Annotated in this window: 16 protein-coding genes; 7 read left to right on the plus strand and 9 right to left on the minus strand. The window is 49.5% G+C overall.

What is annotated here, in order from left to right:
* Positions 1 to 2 precede the first annotated feature (2 nt).
* On the plus strand, positions 3 to 1,259 hold the full coding sequence (locus JJU34_RS00650; protein WP_228690370.1) for a cation:proton antiporter: 1,257 nt from the start codon (positions 3 to 5) through the stop codon (positions 1,257 to 1,259).
* A 16-nt stretch (positions 1,260 to 1,275) separates the two neighbouring features.
* On the opposite strand, the gene JJU34_RS00655 is transcribed toward JJU34_RS00650, so the two are convergent.
* On the minus strand, positions 1,276 to 3,426 hold the full coding sequence (locus tag JJU34_RS00655) for a cation:proton antiporter (RefSeq protein ID WP_228690371.1): 2,151 nt from the start codon (positions 3,424 to 3,426) through the stop codon (positions 1,276 to 1,278).
* Positions 3,427 to 3,632: 206 nt separating this feature from the next.
* Here JJU34_RS00655 and hemH point away from each other — a divergent pair, with 206 nt between their 5' ends.
* Positions 3,633 to 4,667, plus strand: a complete 1,035-nt coding sequence (hemH, locus tag JJU34_RS00660; protein ID WP_228690389.1) for a ferrochelatase — start codon at positions 3,633 to 3,635, stop codon at positions 4,665 to 4,667.
* 90 nt (positions 4,668 to 4,757) lie between these two features.
* Here hemH and JJU34_RS00665 read toward each other — a convergent pair whose 3' ends face one another.
* The 5 genes from JJU34_RS00665 to cysS all read right to left on the minus strand — a co-directional run bounded on the left by JJU34_RS00665 (position 4,758) and on the right by cysS (position 10,852).
* Entirely contained in the window at positions 4,758 to 6,206 is a 1,449-nt protein-coding gene (locus tag JJU34_RS00665) for a sialate O-acetylesterase (RefSeq protein ID WP_228690372.1), read from the minus strand.
* 194 nt (positions 6,207 to 6,400) lie between these two features.
* Positions 6,401 to 6,961, minus strand: coding sequence for a tetratricopeptide repeat protein (locus tag JJU34_RS00670; RefSeq protein WP_228690373.1), 561 nt, complete (start codon positions 6,959 to 6,961; stop codon positions 6,401 to 6,403).
* Positions 6,962 to 7,211: 250 nt separating this feature from the next.
* Complete coding sequence (gene galK, locus JJU34_RS00675; RefSeq protein ID WP_228690374.1) at positions 7,212 to 8,360, minus strand: galactokinase; 1,149 nt, start codon at positions 8,358 to 8,360, stop codon at positions 7,212 to 7,214.
* Between the two features lie 25 nt (positions 8,361 to 8,385).
* Positions 8,386 to 9,369, minus strand: coding sequence for a M28 family peptidase (locus tag JJU34_RS00680; protein WP_228690375.1), 984 nt, complete (start codon positions 9,367 to 9,369; stop codon positions 8,386 to 8,388).
* Positions 9,359 to 10,852: a cysteine--tRNA ligase gene (cysS, locus tag JJU34_RS00685; RefSeq protein ID WP_228690376.1), complete on the minus strand. Its 1,494-nt coding sequence runs from the start codon at positions 10,850 to 10,852 to the stop codon at positions 9,359 to 9,361. The genes JJU34_RS00680 and cysS overlap by 11 nt, the downstream gene beginning before the upstream one ends.
* Before the next feature lie 153 nt (positions 10,853 to 11,005).
* On the opposite strand from cysS, the gene rimP reads away from it, so the two are divergent.
* The 4 genes from rimP to JJU34_RS00705 all read left to right on the plus strand — a co-directional run bounded on the left by rimP (position 11,006) and on the right by JJU34_RS00705 (position 16,054).
* Positions 11,006 to 11,476 carry a ribosome maturation factor RimP gene (rimP, locus tag JJU34_RS00690; RefSeq protein WP_228690377.1) on the plus strand — a complete coding sequence of 157 codons (471 nt, stop codon included), beginning with the start codon at positions 11,006 to 11,008 and terminating at the stop codon, positions 11,474 to 11,476.
* 5 nt (positions 11,477 to 11,481) lie between these two features.
* Positions 11,482 to 12,729, plus strand: a complete 1,248-nt coding sequence (gene nusA, locus JJU34_RS00695) for a transcription termination factor NusA (protein ID WP_228690378.1) — start codon at positions 11,482 to 11,484, stop codon at positions 12,727 to 12,729.
* Between the two features lie 71 nt (positions 12,730 to 12,800).
* A complete protein-coding gene (infB, locus tag JJU34_RS00700; RefSeq protein ID WP_228690379.1) occupies positions 12,801 to 15,800 on the plus strand; it encodes a translation initiation factor IF-2 in 3,000 nt (999 codons plus the stop codon).
* Between the two features lie 53 nt (positions 15,801 to 15,853).
* On the plus strand, positions 15,854 to 16,054 hold the full coding sequence (locus tag JJU34_RS00705) for a hypothetical protein (RefSeq protein ID WP_228690380.1): 201 nt from the start codon (positions 15,854 to 15,856) through the stop codon (positions 16,052 to 16,054).
* Here JJU34_RS00705 and JJU34_RS00710 read toward each other — a convergent pair.
* From JJU34_RS00710 to JJU34_RS00720, 3 genes are read right to left on the minus strand one after another with little or no spacing between them, the layout of a single operon-like run.
* Positions 16,051 to 16,986, minus strand: a complete 936-nt coding sequence (locus JJU34_RS00710) for a TIM barrel protein (protein ID WP_228690381.1) — start codon at positions 16,984 to 16,986, stop codon at positions 16,051 to 16,053. The two genes, JJU34_RS00705 and JJU34_RS00710, sit on opposite strands and share 4 nt — an antisense overlap.
* Before the next feature lie 44 nt (positions 16,987 to 17,030).
* A complete protein-coding gene (gene phnW / locus JJU34_RS00715) occupies positions 17,031 to 18,137 on the minus strand; it encodes a 2-aminoethylphosphonate--pyruvate transaminase (RefSeq protein WP_228690382.1) in 1,107 nt (368 codons plus the stop codon).
* Positions 18,138 to 18,161: 24 nt separating this feature from the next.
* A complete protein-coding gene (locus JJU34_RS00720; protein ID WP_228690383.1) occupies positions 18,162 to 18,356 on the minus strand; it encodes a hypothetical protein in 195 nt (64 codons plus the stop codon).
* Positions 18,357 to 18,580: 224 nt separating this feature from the next.
* Between JJU34_RS00720 and JJU34_RS00725 the strand changes: the two genes are divergently transcribed.
* Entirely contained in the window at positions 18,581 to 18,802 is a 222-nt protein-coding gene (locus JJU34_RS00725; protein ID WP_228690385.1) for a hypothetical protein, read from the plus strand.
* Positions 18,803 to 19,232: the final 430 nt, after the last annotated feature.

Below are 19,232 nucleotides of genomic sequence, written 5' to 3' on the forward strand. Positions count from 1 at the left end.
ACATGAGCGGACTATCCCATACCGAGGTCATCAACCTATTGATTCAGCTTGCAACCATGCTTTTTATGGCACGGATGTTTGCCGAACTGGCCAGAAAATTTAAGCAGCCGGCTGTGGTGGGAGAGCTCTTGGCCGGTATTCTATTGGGGCCTACCATTTTGGGGACCGTGGCTCCGGGCATGTTTGAGTCCTTGTTTATGAGTAACCCCTCGGCCAATCTCGCATTGGACGGCTTTATACAAATCGCGGTTATTTTACTTTTGTTCATAGCAGGCTTGGAAGTAGAACTACACCTGGTGTGGTCACAAGGCAAAGCTGCCCTCAGCATCAGTCTGTTGGGATTGGTGGTTCCTTTTGCCCTAGGCTTTGCATTTCCCTATTTCTTTCCGGATTTCTTTGGCTTAGCAGAAGGGAATAGGATGCTGTTTTCCCTATTTATGGGAACGGCCATGTCCATCACCGCGCTGCCGGTGGTGGTACGAATATTAATGGATTTGGACCTGTTCAAGACGAAGATGGGGATGCTGATCGTGGCTTCGGCCATGGTAAACGACATCATCGGCTGGCTGATTTTCTCCGTGATTCTTTCCTTTATGGGAAAATCGGGTAGCCTATCCCTACTTCAGACCATTGGCATTACCTTACTCTTCACCTTTTTTATGCTTACCATTGGCAAGGCACTGATCAATAAGGGACTGCCCTGGGTGAATAAGAAATTGGCCTGGCCGGGAGGCGTACTTTCGCTGTCGATGGCTGCCTGTTTTATCGCGGCGGCGTTTACTGAGTGGCTGGGAATCCACGCCATATTCGGTGCCTTTCTCTTGGGCGTGGCCTTGGGTGATAGCGAGCACATGTCGGAACGGGCCAAGGAAATCGTCCATCAGTTTATCAACAACATATTCGCACCCTTGTTTTTTGTGTCGATCGGTCTTAAGATCAACTTTGTTGCCAACTTTGACCTCTTTCTGACGCTAGCTGTATTGGCGATCTCCTTTGTGGGCAAGATCGTGGGAAGCGGATTTGGGGCCTATCAGGGCGGCTTTAAAGTCAAAGAGTCGCTGGCCGTGGGCTTTGGGATGAATGCCCGCGGAGCAATGGAAATTATCCTAGGCCTCATTGCCTTGGAAAATGGCCTGATCGACGAAAAATTGTTTGTCGCCTTGGTAGTGATGGCCATCGTGACGAGTATGACCTCCGGGCCGCTGATGAAATGGAGCCTGAAAAAGGCCAAAGACCTACCAGACCCACAGATCAAATAGCCGAGAGCAGGAAGTTTTACTTCTTCTTGAACAGCGCTTTGAGCGTTTGACCAATATCATCGAGTCGCTCAAAGTTGTTCACAAACGGACTGAAAATATTGCCGGCTTTAAACTCGGAAAGCCCCTGCTGCATGGGGTAGATCAGCGCAAAATTATAGGTTTGGAAGTACTTGTTGAGGTATTTGGGGATATTGTCCATGTAGGGATTAAAGGAAATTTCGTTTTTGCGACTCAGTATTACCAGCAGTGCATCGTTTTCGCGCATATCTCTGGAGATAATCAGGAAGTCCTCCCAGTCGGAGAATTCTCTGTATTCTACCTCCAGCCCATGGTGTTTGTGTATTTCTTTGACATAGTTGATCAGGCCTTTTGTTCCATAGAATACCAATTTAGCTCCCGTGTTTCGGCCTATATTCCAGATACGTAGTAACCAAAAGGGGAAACCGATTTCTTTTTCGGCGTTTTCGGGAGCAACGATGATGTACCGCTCTATGGTGTTTAGCGGCTGCGAAAAGCGGTAGATCAACGTAGTGGCGTTTACCCTGCTTAAGATGCCCTCGGTGAGATTTCCCAAAAAGGATCCGGATAGTCCTGAGTGCTTGTGCAGCCCTAAAATGATGTCGGAAACCTTTTGTTCTTTCACCACATTGGTGATGCCCTGCACGATGTTGCTGTCGTAGCGAACCAACTCCGTGATCTGATTATCGGTGGCCGCGGCAGCAATACTTGCTTTTTCCAGGAGCTTTTTTGCGTCTTTTTCGAGCTTCACGTCGTCGTTATCGGTGGGGATGATATTTAGCGCAATCAGCGTGTTCTGGGATTTTTGCGATTTGATGGTGACGCCGAGGTTGATCAGCTCCTCGATATTTTCCGGGTAGTTAATCGGAATCAGGATTTTTTCCGCGCCATCTTGGTCGGAAGAACCGTCCTCTTCGGTATCCATTTCCTCCAATGCAATCTTGGTGCCTCCTCTTTGCGCAACGAATGACGCGATGGTACAGGTAACCAGGATCATCAAGATGGTGCCGTTTAGGATGGCTTCGTTCAGTAGGCGAATGGGTTCACCTTCAGCGGTTTCCCCCAGAATGATTTCATAGCCGACCAATACCGCTGCCAAGGTGGCCGCAGCCTGTGCATTGGACAGGCCAAAGATCACATCCCGCTGTGCCTTAGACAGGGAATAGGTCTTTTGCGTGAGGGTTGCTGCCAGGTATTTGGATAGGGTGGCAATCACCGTCATCACCAGAGCTACCCAGATGGTTTGGATGTCTACGAAGAACACCCGGAAATTGATCAACATCCCCACGCCAATCAAAAAGAAGGGAATAAACAAGGCGTTGCCGACAAACTCGATCCGATTCATCAGGGGTGAAGTGTGTGGAATCAGCCTGTTGAGCGCGAGGCCTGCAAGGAATGCACCGATGATGGCTTCTACTCCTGCGGCTTCTGCCAAGAAGGAGGCCAAAAACACCAATCCCAGCACAAAGATGTATTGCGATATGTTATCGTCGTAGTTTTTAAAAAACCAACGCGCCAGCAACGGGAATACAAAGATGACGATGCCTGCAAAGATAACCATGGAAATGCCCAGTCGTACCCAAAAATCATTGGTAATCTCCCCCACAGCCATGCCGGCAATCACCGCGAGTACTAGCAAAGCGAGGGTATCGGTGATCATGGTACCTCCCACGGTGATGTTCACTGCCCGGTTTTTGGCGATACCCAGCTTGCTGATCAAGGGATAGGCGATGAGGGTATGGGAAGCAAACATACTCGCTAGCAGTACCGAAGTCATCCAGTTGAATCCCAATACGTAGGTTCCCGAAAGGGTTCCCAATCCCATAGGGATCAAAAAGGTATAGAGCCCGAATACAATGCTTTTGTTCTTGTTTTTTTTGAAGTCTCCCAGGTCGATTTCCAGCCCTGCCAAAAACATGATATACAGCAGCCCTACCGTACCGAAGAGAACCACGCTAGATTCTCTCTCGAGCAGGTGGAATCCGTTGGGACCAACCAGGGCCCCGGCAATGATTAACCCAATCAGCTGTGGGACGCGGATCTTATTGAGTAATAAGGGCGCAAAGAGAATAATGAACAGGATGATCGAAAACTTCAAAACGGGGTTTTGAAGCGGCAGGGAAAAATTCATGTCCGAAAGGAACATCATGGTAGACAGCGGTTTCGTTAGTGCCGAACAGCAGGTGGCTGCACAGACCTGCACAAAGATATACATTCTCTTCTACCTTTCGTGAGCACCAGACAAATTACCAGCACGCGGGCCACCGAAGCGGGAATTGGCGCATCGCCTTTCCTTTTTATAACATTTGGGTGTACCTTTGGTTTAAAGAGCATGTCAACGGAAAACCGAATATGATGAGTAAAAATACCGCTAAAACCGGCGTATTGCTGGTTAACCTGGGAACCCCGGACAGCACGGCTACCGGCGATGTCCGCAAATACCTCAGGGAATTTTTAATGGACGGCAGGGTTATCGATTTTCCATTCATCCCCCGGTGGATGTTGGTCAATCTGATCATCGCGCCGTTTCGGGCACCCAAGTCGGCCAAGGAATACCGCAAACTGTGGACCGAAAGGGGCTCTCCGCTTATGTTTCATACCCAGGACCTCAAAGACAAGCTAAAGGAAAAGTTAGATCCGAAAAAATACCACGTGGAAATGGCCATGCGGTACCAAAGCCCCAGCATCGCAGATGGCCTGAAGGCTCTGAATAAGGCCAATGTCAAGAAGATTATTATACTGCCCCTGTTTCCGCAATACGCCTCGGCGACAAACGGTTCGGTGATAGACAAGGTAATGGAGGAAGCGCGGAAATGGCAAATCATTCCCAGTATTTCCTACGTCACCAATTTTGTGGAGCACCCACTGTTTCTACAGGCCTGGGAAGAGCTCGGTAGGGAATATGTGGCAAAGGAGGAATACGACATGTTTGTGTTTTCCTACCATGGCCTGCCTGAACGCCAAATCAGAAAGGGTTCGGTAGACGGGTATTGTCAGCTTAGTGATAAGTGTTGTGCGCAGTACACCAAGAAAAATCAGTTTTGTTACCGTTCGCAATGCTTTCTGACCACCCGTTTGATTGCCGAGCGGTTGAATTTGCCGGAGGATAAGGTCAAAACCTGCTTTCAATCCCGGCTGGGCAATGACCCCTGGATCAAGCCCTACACCGAAGATCTGATCAAGGAAATGGCCGCAAAGGGTGTCAAGAAGGTGTTGGTTTTTTCACCGGCCTTTGTAGCCGACTGCCTAGAAACCACCGTGGAGGTAGGAGAGGAATACAAGGAAGAGTTTATCGAGCTGGGAGGCACTGCCTGGGATTTAGTTCCCAGCCTGAACTCAAACGATACCTGGGTATCCTGTGTGCAAGCGATTGTCGAGCAGGAAGCCTAGCAAACATGTTCCTTTGATCAGGGTTTCTTGAGCCTATGAAGATATCAAAAACGCCCGCTGTATCGAGATGCAGCGGGCGTTTTTGCAAACTTATTTTTTTCCGTAGGTTATTCCTGGCCAATCGTCTGTACGGAAAGGATTTAAAGGAAGTCCCTCTTTATTGTACACGTTTACATCGTCCGGATTATCCGCCCATCCATAGCGGATGGCCACGGGGTTGGAAATGGAAGAAACATCCAGCAGGATATCATTGCCGTCCTGGCGTCCGGTTACCCAATGAAATGTGCGATCCGAACCGGCTACCGCAAACCCCTTTACATACCCATACTTGTCTTTAACCATTAGACCGGATCCCAGATGATCAAAGCTGACGCGCAGGCTATTGCCCTCTAGCTTCATGGCCTTGTACATGGGCCCGCTGTATACAACGTCTTTGCCATAAGCGACCTTTTCGGCTGTCCGGTAGAGTCGGTTGGCCACGGTCCACTTATCTCTGGGGTGAATGTCGGTGGCCTCGCCACGTTCTATGATGACGGCCTGTCCGGTATTAGGTAAGGAAAGCGTCATGGTCTGTGCTTCCCGGAGTTCGGCCCAGTCGCTATCCTCCGGCTGCTCTTTGGGAGCCTTGAAATTTGCCAGTTGTACCCACAGGAAGGGGAAGTCTCCCTGTCCCCACTGCTTGCGCCAGTCTTGAATCATCAATGGGAAGATCTCACGATACTGATACGCTCTAGGGGCGTTGGATTCGCCCTGGTACCAGAGGGCACCCTTGATACCGAAAGGTATCACCGGTTCCAACATGCCGTAAAAGAGGCTGGTGGGCCATAGGTTGGGTCTTTTGTCAGATGGATCAAAACCTTCTACTGGTCCGGTTTGAAAGTTGACCATTCGCTCCGCAAAATCAGGATGGGAGCTAAGCGCTTCGTGGCTGGTCCAGACTTCGGATAGCGTACCTCCCCAATTTATATCCAGCAGTCCGACGGGCACGCCTTTTTCCAGGTGTAGTTGCTTGCCGAAATAGTAGCCTATTGCCGAAAAGTTGGCCACCGATTCGGGTGTGCAAATCGACCAAGAGGCCTCTGGGACGTCCTTGATGGGCGTTAGGCTCATGTTCCTGCCCACTTCAAATAGACGGATATGTGGAAAGTCGGCAACGGCGATACTGTCTTCACCGTGATTGGTGTTTTTAAGGGCCCATTCCATATTGGATTGCCCGCCAAGCATCCATACATCGCCCATCCATACATCCTGGAAGGTTTTGCTATCGGTTTTACCTGTTATTTTTAGGGTAAATGGGCCACCTGCGGGGCTCGGATCCATTTTCAGCATCCATTTTCCTTCTTTGTCGGCTCGTGCGGTGTAGCTTTTGCCCTGAAAGGATACCTGCACGCGCTCACGGGGTGCTGCCCAACCCCACACGGGCACCTCCATGTCCCGCTGTAGGACCATGTGATCTGAAAAAACTTTGGGCAACATCCATTCCGCTTGCGCAATCGTTGCAAATAACATCAGGCTAAGTAGCCAAACAATCTTTTTCATGAATTTTTTGGGTTTAAGAATTGGGGTAAAAGGTAGCGAATTTTTCGCTTGTAGGTATTACTAGGAGTTAATTATTCGCCTTTTCAATCGCAGACAAAACCTTATTGGTCATTGCAGGGAGCGAGAAAGTGAATGGATACAGGTAAGGTGGTGTGGGTTAGTCTTTCACACGCCTGCATGACTCTACACGAGTGTCAGTGTTCTGAAAGACTATTAATCAGTTCTTGGGCGCGGGGATGGTTACTTTTTTCAAGTGTCGTTATTGCCGATGTCCGGTCCCCTTCCAGCACATAGGCCAACCCCAGATTCCACTTCGCTCTTAGCCGCAAGGGCGAGTTGCTGTCATTGGCCACTTCCCGAAGGTAGTAGACAGCGGGTTTTGCCTGACCGAGTGCCAGGTGTGAGGCGCCGAGAAAATACTTAAGTGTGTCGCTCCTTGGGTACTGCTCAAGGATGGTCCTGCCGAGGTTTATGGCATCGTTGTATTTTTCCGCCTGATAGGCAGTAATGGCCCGTTCGAAAAGACTCCCATACTCCGTTGACGGGTGCACTGTCAGATCATTTTCTACCTCAAAGTACTTGGAGAATAAGTCGGGTACCTTGTACCAGGAGCTCAAAAGCCACATGCTATTAATGAAGGCTACGATGACTAAAAATGTAACGATCCCTCTCAACACGCCCTTGGAGACGCGCATCAATAGGGTAGTTCGTTTTACGAAGGCTGTAACCTTCTCCGCTTTTAGTTTCTTTATCACCGGGCCCCTAATTAATGCCAATTTTTAATGAAATGAGCCGTTGTTTGGTTCATGAAGCTATGGTTGTAAAAGGCGATTCCTTAAAATTCTTTCGACGGTGAAATATAAAATAAAATCAGCGCTATCCAAAAACGGGTTATTCGGATCCTTTGTTTTTGATTGGGTCTTTCGCCAAATTCAAACCGCTTTTTTTTGCAGTTAGTTCCTAAATTACAAATCCTACGTTTCCGACGAACGGAGACCCTAACCCTTAGACGCGGCGTGTACCCTCCGAAGTGGTGACTCGATAGGGTTTCAAGGTGATCCCGAAGGTATTCGTGTAGGCCTTGGATACCTCTGACAGGAATGTATCTACGTATGCGGAGGCAATAAGGTTGATGGTGCAGCCGCCAAACCCTCCACCCATCATTCTCGCTCCCAGAACCTCTGGTTTATTAATCGTTTGGGCTACAAGGAAATCCAACTCTTCGCAGCTCACCTCATATTGCCGGGATAAACCTTCATGTGATGCGTACATTGCGTCCCCAAACGCGCTTAGATTTCCCATTTCCAGTGCTTCACAGCTTTTCAGCAGGCGCTGATTTTCGGCCACCACGTAAGAACACCGATCGTATACCCTTCCGGGCAGGTGGTTTCGAACGGCATCTAGCATGTCTGCGCTGACATCCCGGAGGCTGTTCACCTGCGGGAATTGCGTGCGTACCGTTTCTACCCCAGTCTGACACTCGTCCCGCCGAGTGTTGTAGGCCGTGTCGCCGAGGGAATGCTCTACTCGGGTGTCCAGAAGCATCAACTCGTATTCTCCTAGCGAAAGCGGGAAATAGGCAAATTCCAAGCTTCGGCAATCCAAGCGCAACGCGTGACCGCTTCTACCCATCATGGAAGCAAACATGTCCATGATGCCACATTTGACACCGGCAAACTCGTGCTCGGCTTTTTGCGCGAATTGGACCAACTCCAATTTGGGGATTCTTAGGTCGAAAAGTTCGGAAAGCCCCATTCCGACACCGTTTTCCAATGCAGCGGAAGATGAAAGGCCGGCTCCAATGGGGATATCTCCGCCAAATACGCAGTCGAATCCTTCGATGGGATATCCTGCTCGCAGCAGTTGGGCGGTCACGCCCATGAGAAAATTGATCCAGCCCTTTTCGCGGGGCACGAGCTCGTCCAAGGAAAAGGAGTCCATGGCTTGGTAGTCCAAACTGTAGATACGGCAGTTTCGGGTGCCGTTTTTGGCAAACCCCAGGTAGATGGATTTATCGATGGCTGCGGGCAATACAAAGCCGTCGTTGTAGTCGGTGTGTTCCCCGATAAGATTGATTCTGCCAGGGGAGGCAATTAGTAGGGGAACGCTTCCAAAATGACGGGAGAATTCAGTTTGAATTTGGTGGGTGAGCATGGTTGTTGGGTTTGTGGTGTACCGTCTACTCCTGGTACAAGGTAAAGAGTACCGTTTCACCTACCACTTGCAGGGTTTTTCGGTCGATTAGGTCCATATTATCCGCATGGGTATGGTGGTAATGCCCAAATCCATAGTCCGGGCTGTACTCGATAATATTGATCATGGGGATGTTTGCATCCTTGTTGACAAACAAATGGTCGTCGGTGATGGCCTCTGTCTGTCGCATGATAAAGAAGTCACCGTGCCCCAGGAAGTGGGCGTAGCTCCAGACCTTGTCTACCACGTTTTTGGCGTAGTGGATGGAATATCCTTCTTTGTAAAAACGGGCACTTTTTCCACCTACCATGTCCAATAGGATTCCAAAGTAGGCGCTATATCCTGGTTTATGGGTGTTTTTGGACCAGTGTTGAGAGCCTAAACACCACCAGATTTCATTGTTATTCCGTCTGCGGGAAAACTCCGGTTCTCCGTCGTCTTCCCCATCGAAGAGGATAAAATCCACCCCAACGGAGGGGGGTAGTTCGGTCAGGCTGAGAACGCGTGCCAGTTCCAGGATTACACCCACCCCACTGCCGCCGTCGTTGGCCCCATCGATGGGTTCGTTGATTCGTTCCGAGTCTTTGTCGGCGATTCTTCGGGTATCCCAGTGTGCTGCAATGAGGATGCGTTTGGATGCTTGCGGCTGGAAGGAGGCAATGATGTTGGTCAGGTTCCAGTTGAGGCCGTCGTGGGTTTTGGCGGTAAATTCCTGTCTTTCTACGGCTAGGCCAAACGACTCGAACTTGGCCACCAGCCAGTCAGCCGTTTGGCGATGGGCCGGGGTGTTGGGGACCCGGGGGCCAAAGTCTACCTGTCGCTGTATATAGGCATAGGCTGAGTCGGCGTAGAAATCCGGGATGTTTTCATTGTAGGAAACCGGCGTGGTTTCTACGGTCTCCCGGGTAGTGGATTTTTCGCAGGCTACTAAGAGCAGCAGGATCACGGGGATCCATCCTCTATTCTTCATAAGCCCAGTCGATTTTGTTTTTCATGTCTTTTACAATGATGCCCAGGGTTTTTAGATTCGCCCGGATTTCATCCACCCTTCGGTAGTCTCTTTCGGTTTTTGCTTCTTGGTATAGGGTTAACAGCATTTCCAGTAAAGGTTCCTGCGCATCCACCTTTTCTTCCAACAAACCTAGAATTTCTGTCACAAAAGAGCGGAAGGTGGTGATCATTTGGTCAAATACCTCTCTGCCGAGAACGGAAGGAGAGAGCTGTCCGGTATAAATGCTGTTGATTTTTTTCAGCAGATTGAAGAGGTGGCCGATTGCCTGGGCGGTGTTGAAATCGTCGTCCATGGCTGCATAGGCAGCACGGACGCTCTTTTTTACCTGGTCCGCCTGTTTTTCGTCCATAGCGGACCCGGGATCTTCTGTGTATTTCAGCATGCCCGATATGCGGAAACCATTGATCAGTTTTTTGTAGCCTTTTTGTGCAGCTTGCAGGGCTTGATTGGAAAAGTCCAGTGTGGACCGGTAGTGGGCTGTCAAAATGAAATACCGGATGGTCATGGGGCTGTAAGCTTGTTCTAAGACGGCATGATCGCCGTTGAAAAGCTGCTGCAGCGTGATAAAATTGCCCAGAGATTTGCCCATCTTCTGTCCATTGATGGTGATCATGTTGTTGTGCAGCCAGTACTTGGCGGGATCCTGATGGTTGCAAGCGTTGCCCTGTGCGATCTCACACTCGTGATGTGGGAACATCAGGTCCATGCCTCCTCCGTGAATGTCAAAGTGGTGCCCCAGGTACTTGCTGGACATGGCTGTACACTCCAAGTGCCAACCCGGAAAACCGAGACTCCAAGGAGAGGGCCACTTCATCAGGTGCTCGGGAGCGGCCTTTTTCCATAGGGCGAAGTCCAAGGCATTTCTTTTTTCAGACTGGCCGTCCAGTTCCCTGCTACCGCTAACGAGCTCTTCGATCACCCGTCCAGAGAGGCGTCCGTACTTCGTCTTTTCGTTGTAGGCCAACACGTCGAAATACACGCTACCGTTTACCTCGTAGGCCAGCCCCTCCCGCAGGATATCCTTTACGAGTTGGATTTGTTCGGGAATGTGGCCCGTGGCTCGGGGCTCTATGCTAGGTGTTAGTGTATTCAGGAGTTCCATGTCCCGGTGGTACGACTCGGCATAGTGCTGTGCCACCTCCATGGGTTCCAATTGTTCGAGTTTGGCTTTCTTGGCGATTTTATCCTCTCCATCGTCCGAATCCGCTTCCAAGTGGCCTACGTCCGTGATGTTTCGCACGTAGCGAACCTTGTACCCCAGAAAACTCAGGTATCGAAATACCACGTCAAAGGAAACGGCTGCACGGGCATGACCAAGGTGCGCATCGCCGTAGACAGTAGGTCCACAAACGTACATTCCCACATGGGGAGGGCTGAGTGGTTCGAATTTTTCTTTTTGGCGGGTAAGCGTGTTGAATAGTTTTAGGTCATGTGATTGCATCCCGCAAATTTATCAAACTTTCAATACTTTTTTTAGGAAAATAATTTTATTACCTTTGTATCGTATATGACAATCAGCCAAGAGGGGACGCAGCGTCCCCTCTTTCGTTTAAAACATGAAAACACGTAAGGGACACTCTCTGAGGGACGAAAAATGGAATTAGAACAGACTATTGCTGAGATTGTAGAAAAGCACTTGCCGGATGATTCCCATTTTGTGGTCGAAGTAAAGGTGAACCAACTGGGAAATAAAACGGTGTTGAACATTCTTATTGATGCAGATCAGGGGTTAAACATCGATAGCTGTGCCAAGGTAAGTCGTCAGGTTTCAGAGGAAATAGAAGCGAAGGAGTTGATTTCCGATGCCTACACGATCGAGGTTTCTTCCCCGGGTGTGGATTACCCCTTGAGTTCCAGGCGGCAGTATGCCAAGAATCAAGGAAGGAATCTGAAGGTTCAGCAGGAATCTGGCGAGGTTTTGGAGGGCGTACTTAAAGAGGTAGGACAGATGGGGATAGTATTGATCGTAAAGCAGAAGGAAAAAGGCAAAAAAGCGACGGAAGAGGAGATATCCATCGCCTTTGATCAGATAAAAAAGTCAACAGTATTGGTTTCTTTTAAATAAAAACAATGGATGCTAAAGTTTTAATTGAATCGTTTGCGGAGTTTGCAAGGTCCAAAAACGTGGACCGTCCCACGATGATCCGGATTTTGGAGGATGTATTTAGGGCCATGATTCGAAAGAAGTACGAGACGGACGAAAACTTTGACGTCATCATCAATGCAGACAAGGGTGATTTGGAAATCGTCCGGATCCGGGAGATTGTGGATGACGATTCGGAAGATATCTGGGATTACGATAAGATTAGTCTTTCAGAAGCCAGAAAGATAGAGCCTGATTTTGAAATCGGGGAAGAGACCTACGAGCGCATCGAGCTCGAAGATTTTGGACGTAGGGCGGTCATGATGGCCCGTCAGACGCTGATTCAGCGGATAAAGGATTTGGAAAAAGATATTCTTTTTCAGCATTACGAAGAGCTGGCGGGAGAGATTATCAATGCGGAAGTTTATCAGATTCTCGGTAGGGAGACCCTGTTGATGGATGGTGAAGGCAATGAACTGATCCTGCCCAAAGGAGAACAAATTCCCAAAGACCGCTTCCGCAAGGGAGATATGGTCCGTGCGATTGTGCATAAAGTGGAGATGAATAACGGTAACCCACGCATCATCCTCTCACGCACTTCGCCCATTTTCCTTGAGCGCCTCTTTGAAAACGAAGTGCCCGAGGTGTATGACGGATTGATTACCATCAAGAAGATCGTGCGTGAGCCCGGAGAGCGGGCAAAAGTCGCCGTGGAGTCGTATGACGACCGCATCGATCCAGTAGGAGCCTGCGTCGGGATGAAGGGTAGTAGAATCCATGCGGTGGTAAGGGAGCTACAGAACGAAAATATCGACGTGATCAACTACACGGAGAATTTGGACCTGTATGTAACCCGTGCGCTGAGTCCGGCAAAGGTGTCTTCTATACAAGTAGACGAGGAACGGAAGCGTATCTCGGTATTTCTGAAACCCGATCAGGTGTCTTTGGCTATAGGCAAAGGTGGATTTAACATTCGCTTGGCAAGCAGGCTGGTGGGCTATGAAATTGATGTCTTCAGAGAGCTATCCGAGTATGAAGAGGAGGAAGATGTGGATCTGTCAGAATTTTCTGATGAGATTGAAGAGTGGGTCATCTTGGAGTTCAAAAAAACGGGTCTGGATACAGCCAAGAGCGTCTTGGCCCTCACCAAAGAGGACTTAATCCGTAGAACGGAACTGGAAGAAGAGACGATTGATGAGGTCTTCCGGATATTAAAACAAGAATTTGAGCAATAAAATCCCATAGATTATTCGCTTTCGGGGTTATATTTGCAGAACATTAAAATTATTAGGAATAGGTTTAGCGTATGTCAGAAGAAAAAATGATGCGATTGGGCCAAGTTGCCAGAAAACTCAACGTGGGTATGTCAACCATCGTGGAGTCTATGGCAAAAAAAGGCATTGAGGTAGAAGGGAATCCAAACTCCAAAATAAGCTTGGAGCATTTCAATATGCTTGCCAAGGAGTTTAAGTCCTCTGCCCAAGACAAAGAGGAGGCCGCTCATCTATCTATTGGTAAACGCCACGGCGAGAACATAGTGATCAAGGCTGAATCTGAAATTGAGCCCGAAAAGCCCAAAAAGCAGGAAATCCCTGACAAACCTGCCGAAAAGGTGGAGAAGAAACCTGAACCGGTACAACCTATTGCGACCAAGGAAGAGGCAGAGAAAGTCGCATCTGAAGCTCCCAAGCTACAGGGCATCAAGGTGGTCGGAAAAATCGACCTCGATGCGAAGAAGCCGGTAGAGCAGGAAGTAAAGCCCAAGGTGGAAAGTACGGCCCCGACGCCCGCACCAGTAGCTCCGAAACCCGAAAAGGTTGAGCCGAAAGTGGAAGCCCCTATAGCTCCGAAAACAGAATCAGCGCCACCTAAGCCAGAACCTCCCAAACAATCAGAAGCCCCAAAACCCGCTCCGGTAGTGCAGCCACCCGCTGCTGAAACCCCCGCTGTTCCAAAACCAGTGGAAAAGCCTGCTACAGAGTCGAAGGAAACGCCAGCCACTCCAAAAGACAGTACCGCCCAAAAGGTGGATCAACCCTCTGATGGAGAACCGAATACACCCGTGAATCCATCAGAGAAAACAAGCAACCAAAACGAAGTGATTTCGGCCAAGGCCGATTCCCTCAAAGGGCTAACCGTTTTAGGCAAAATTGAATTGCCGGTAGACAAGCCAAAGAAGAAATCCAAGCCGGTAGCCTCGTCGGATGAGCGCGGCAGCAAGAACCAGAAAAAGCGTCCAAGAAAGCGCATCGACCAAAAGCAAAAGCCGGGCGAAGCCCCTGCTGCCGGAGATGCCGCAGCACAGGCACGAAGCGCGGCGGGTACCAGAAGACCAGCGCCAGGTGCAAGAGGTAACGCCAATCGACCTCCCGCCCGTGGAGGTGCCGGAACTGGCAGGTACCAGAAAGCTGAGCCTACCCAAAAGGAAATCCAAGAGCAGATCAAGCAAACCCTTGCCCGTCTCCAAGGAGGATCCAAGGGCGGTGGAAAAGGTAAGAACCGTCGCGATAAACGACTGGAGCGCAACAAGGAAGTAGAGGAGTATGTAGAGGATACACGTATACTCAAAGTGACAGAGTTTATCTCTGCCAACGATTTGGCATCGCTTATGGATGTCTCGGTAAACGAAGTGATTTCGGTATGTATGTCCTTGGGGATGTTCGTATCCATCAATCAACGCTTAGATGCCGAGGCGATTACAATCATTGCCGACGAGTTTAACTACGACGTGGAGTTCACCAAAGCGGATGAAGAGGAAAATGTAATCAAAACGGAGGATTCCCCCGAGGAACTCGAAGAGCGGGCACCGATCGTGACCATCATGGGACACGTAGATCACGGTAAAACATCCTTGCTGGATTATATCCGAATGTCGAAAGTGACTCATGGAGAGGCTGGAGGTATCACCCAGCACATCGGCGCCTATGATGTGATGACGAATACGGGTCATAAAATTGCCTTTTTGGATACACCGGGTCACGAAGCCTTTACGGCCATGCGGGCCAGGGGTGCCAAGATTACCGACGTAGCGATCATCGTGATTGCCGCTGACGATAACGTGATGCCTCAGACCAAAGAAGCCATCAACCACGCTCAGGTGGCGGGAGTTCCGATGATCTTTGCGATTAACAAAGTGGATAAACCAAACTCCAGACCGGAGAAAATCAAGGAGGAGCTTGCAAACATGAACCTGCTGGTAGAAGATTGGGGTGGGAAATACCAATCTCAAGAAATCTCTGCCAAGACCGGGTTGGGTATAGACGAACTTCTCGAAAAAGTATTGCTCGAATCCGAGATATTGGAGTTGAAAGCAAACCCGAATAAGAATGCGGTAGGTACCGTGGTGGAAGCTTCTCTGGATAAGGGAAGGGGCTACGTGTCCACCATCATGGTTCAGGCCGGTACCCTCAAAGTGGGGGATGTAATCTTGGCCGGTCAGCATTATGGCCGCGTAAAAGCCATGTTTGACCATTTGGGGCAAAAAGTTGAAATAGCAGGACCCTCTACCCCGGTGCAGGTTCTTGGCCTCGGCGGAGCCCCTCAGGCGGGAGATATCTTTAAGGTATACGATACGGAACGTGAAGCTAGAGAAATTGCCAACTCTAGGGAACAGATACAGCGGGAGCAAAGTCTCCGTACCAAGAAGCACATCACACTCGACGAGATCGGCAGACGATTGGCCATTGGAAGCTTCAAAGAGCTTAACATCATCATCAAGGGTGACGTGGACGGATCGGTGGAAGCCCTTTCGGATTCCTTGCTGAAGCTCTCCAAAGACGAAGTCAGCGTAAATATCATCCATCAAGGGGTGGGTCAAATATCCGAGTCGGACGTATTGTTGGCTTCTGCCTCAGACGCCATTATCTTGGGATTCCAGGTGAGGCCATCGGCTAATGCGAAAAAGCTAGCCGAGCAAGAGGAGATCGAAATCCGGCATTACTCGGTTATTTACGATGCCATCAATCAGATCAAGGATGCCATCGAGGGGATGTTGGAGCCTGAGTTTGAAGAGGTAATCACCGGAAACATCGAAGTACGGGAGGTATTCAAGATCTCCAAAATCGGTACCGTGGCGGGATGTTATGTCACCAACGGGGTGATGAACCGAAAGAACAAAATCCGAGTGATTCGGGACGGTATTGTAATCCACGACGGTGATATCGATCAACTGAAACGCTTCAAGGACGATGTCTCCGAAGTGAGATCCGGCTACGAATGCGGTGTGTCTATCAAAGGGTTCAACGACATACAAGTGGGAGATACCTTTGAAGGGTACAAGATGGAAGAGATCAAACGTAAAAAATAAGTTTCATCATCAAGAGGCAGCTGCAGGCTGCCTCTTCGCTTTTTTACGACCACTTGGAAACGATTTACTACTTGGTACGCGTCTTGGCGTTTGCAGCATTCCTCGCACTGGTGTCCGGCATGATTCGCCCGGTCACCGTCTTATGGTTTTGTGCCGTGGCAAATCGATTGGGGGTGATTAAGTACTTTGGTACGGCGTTTATCGTATTAGTTGCCATTGAAGCGCTCCTTAAGGGGTATTTTTTGGCGGTCTAAAGATTGACACCGGCCTGTTCGCCCTCTGACCGGATATAGGCGGCAGCGAGGTCGTATTCTGTTTCCGATGGCAAATGCTCCATCATAAGGGGTATTTCGGGAATTTTGGACAGTTCTTTCAAAAATACCTGGTAATCCAGTACACCCAGTCCGGGCCTTACCTCTGTAAACTGGGGCATGTAGTAATCTTCCTTCATGACGATATCTTTGCCGTGGCAGCTTCGGATATGGGGTCCCAGCCTGCGGAAGCAGTCGCGTATCAAGTCGGCATTGCGGTAAAAGAGGGTAGGGGTGGTGATCAGATTCATGGGATCCATGTGCACCCCAAAGTGGGGATGTGCAATGGCTTTGATCAGCTGAAGGTAGGAATCCACGCTGTCCGGATAGGTCCATGGCATAGGTTCAAGCACAAAAAAGGTGCGCTTGGGCTTCACGTCAAGGATAATTTTGCGCGTCACCTCCACGATTTGTTCGAAGGTCTCCGAAGTAAGATTATCCGCATGGGGACCAGCCCAGTGTACCGGATTTTTGGAACCGCTGATATTCACGCAGCAGTTGGCGCCAATCTCGTCGGCCAGTGCCAGGGAATCCACGCATTTTTGGTAGGCTGCTTTGGCCATTTCGGGATCTGGGCTGATGGGATTGCTCCAGGCACCCACTTCCGCGATGACGATGTTCGCTTTCTTTGCAGCGGCTTCGTAGGCTTTTATTTCCTCTGTTTTGGCACCTAGACCTACAGGACAGTATGCTGCTCGGTATCCTTTGGCTTTTACCGCTTGGATCCAGGTTTCCGGATCGGTATATTTTTGGTAGATAGGCCCTCCCAGTCGCAGGGAAATGGGTGCTGCCTTGCCCCAGGCTGTGAGATGGGATCCAATGCCGAGGGCAAACGACGCTGCCAAGGCTTTTTTCGAGAAGTTCCTTCGGTTCATAATGGGTCGGTTTATACCGTCAATATACGGCTAAATTCCGACTCCTACCAAAACTTGATCTTCTGCAAGGCTTGCCCCAGTCGCTCAAAATCCTCCGGAAAGACATGTCCTATATGCCCTACCCGAAAGGTGGCTGCGTGGGACACTTTGCCGGGATAGATCACGAACCCCTCCGCTTTTAGCCTGTCGTACAGCTCGCCAAAACTAAATGTAGGGCTTTCGGGCTCTACAAAGGCCGTAATGATGGGGGAGCGGTCTTCGGCTTTCAAAAAAGGCTCGATCCCGACGGCCTGCATGCCTTTGAGCAGTGCATGGTGGTTTGCCCAGTACCGCTCGTGGCGCACGGAAATGCCACCTTCCTCGTGCAACTCCGCTATGGCCTGCAAAAAGGCCCTTACCGTATGCGTGGGCGAGGTGAAGCGCCATTTGCCCTTGTCCTGCTCCATCGCGTCCCACTGATCGTATAGGTCTAGGGAGTGGCTTTTGGAGTTACCTTTGCAGCTTTGCAGCACTTCTTTTTGTGCCAATACAAAGCCAAAACCCGGCACACCTTGGATACATTTGTTGGCACTGCTGATCAGTAGGTCTACCTTCGGGGAGGTAATGTCCAGTGGAATCCCCCCAAAGCTACTCATGGCGTCCAAGATGAAGATTTTTCCATACTGCTCGGCCAGCCGGGCGTGTGGTTCGTAGCGGTTGAGCATGCCGGTGGTGGTTTCGCTGTGGACCATGCCGATATGGGTGATCTCCGGGTCGGCTTGGAGCGTTTCTTCTACTAGTTTAGGGTCCGGCTGTTGGCCTTCTTCCCAAGAAAGGATACGGTGCTTGGCACCAATCATGCTCACAATCTTGCCCATGCGCTTGCCATAGACACCGTTGGAGAGTACCAGTATTTTGCTGTCGGGCTTGAGGCAGGTCCACATGACTGATTCCACCGCAAAGGTCCCGCTGCCCTGCATTAGCACCGTGGTGTAGCGCGCCCCACCACCGCTCAGGGCCAGAAGTTCCTCACGGATTTTTTGGACGATCTGCTTATAATCTTCGTCCCAGGTGCACCAGTCACGGGTCATGGCGCCACGTACGGTCTTGCTGGTACTGAGGGGGCCTGGTGTGAGTAGGATGTAGGGGTTTTCGGGTATTTGAGGAATCATGACAGTGTAGGCGTAAGATATATTTCAAAAACGGTGCTTCGCAGAGCGGTATAGGCTAGGCATCTTTGCCCCGATCACCTTTTCGGCCTGCTGCCCAAAGATACGTCTAAAGCGAAAAATTCCCTGTCCGGAAGGTAAAATTATCTTTACAGGAGCAACTCCATGAAGAAGTTTCACTTCGGACAGAAAATAAACCGGAAATGGCTTACTTTTGTGCATGGAGCTTGCTAAGGTATGCACCAAGTCTAAATTATCCAACTGAAAAACAGCTAACCATGGAAAATGAAAGAAAACAATGGATCGACCCGGAAATGAAGCAAATGGTCGTTAATAGTGGATCCCTGCAAGAAGGGTTTGAGTCTGGGGTGTACGTGTCTAGTTGATTTGATCGTCGTTCGCTCAAATTAATTGTTCTGGCACCTTCCAAAGCAGGCTCGTCTTCGATGAGGAGCCTGTTTTTAGCGGAGAGGTATTTGCCAAGGCCAGCGTTTCGACATCTTCCCTATCCTCACTACCACCTCACATTATCGGAGATGGTGCATGTGCACGGGCTTACTGTGGAAAATCTCGCTTCCTACCGGATCATTCAGGTGGATTGGAATGATCTGGATCAGCCTGTGTATCATTTTAAGCTGGAGGAGTTGAGCAGTGATATGGCGAAATGATCTTTACTAGTCTATTCGGGGTTAGTCTGTCAGGTTTTCGATCGATCAAAAAATAACAAAGTATCTTTATTTTAACACCAAAAGAATTTACTTTTAACTGTTTGTTTCAAGCGATAACAAGTGGCAAATTTTTCTTTTAACAATAACAGACAAAAAATGAAGAAACAGTGGATTGAACCGGAGATTACGGAGGTGGTAATTAGAAACGGCCTTTTTCCTTATAGTGCTGAGACCACGGTTGGTGGGGACGGATTTACAAGTTAATTTGATCATCGATTCCCTCTGATTAATAGTCTTGTCTCCCTCCATAACAGGCTCGTCTTCGATGAGGAGCCTGTTTTTAGCGGAGAGGTATTTGCCAAGGCCAGCGTTTCGACATCTTCCCTATCCTCACTACCACCTCACATTATCGGAGATGGTGCATGTGCAC

It is taken from the genome of Lunatimonas sp. (assembly GCF_020832325.1).
Lineage (GTDB): Bacteria > Bacteroidota > Bacteroidia > Cytophagales > Cyclobacteriaceae > Lunatimonas.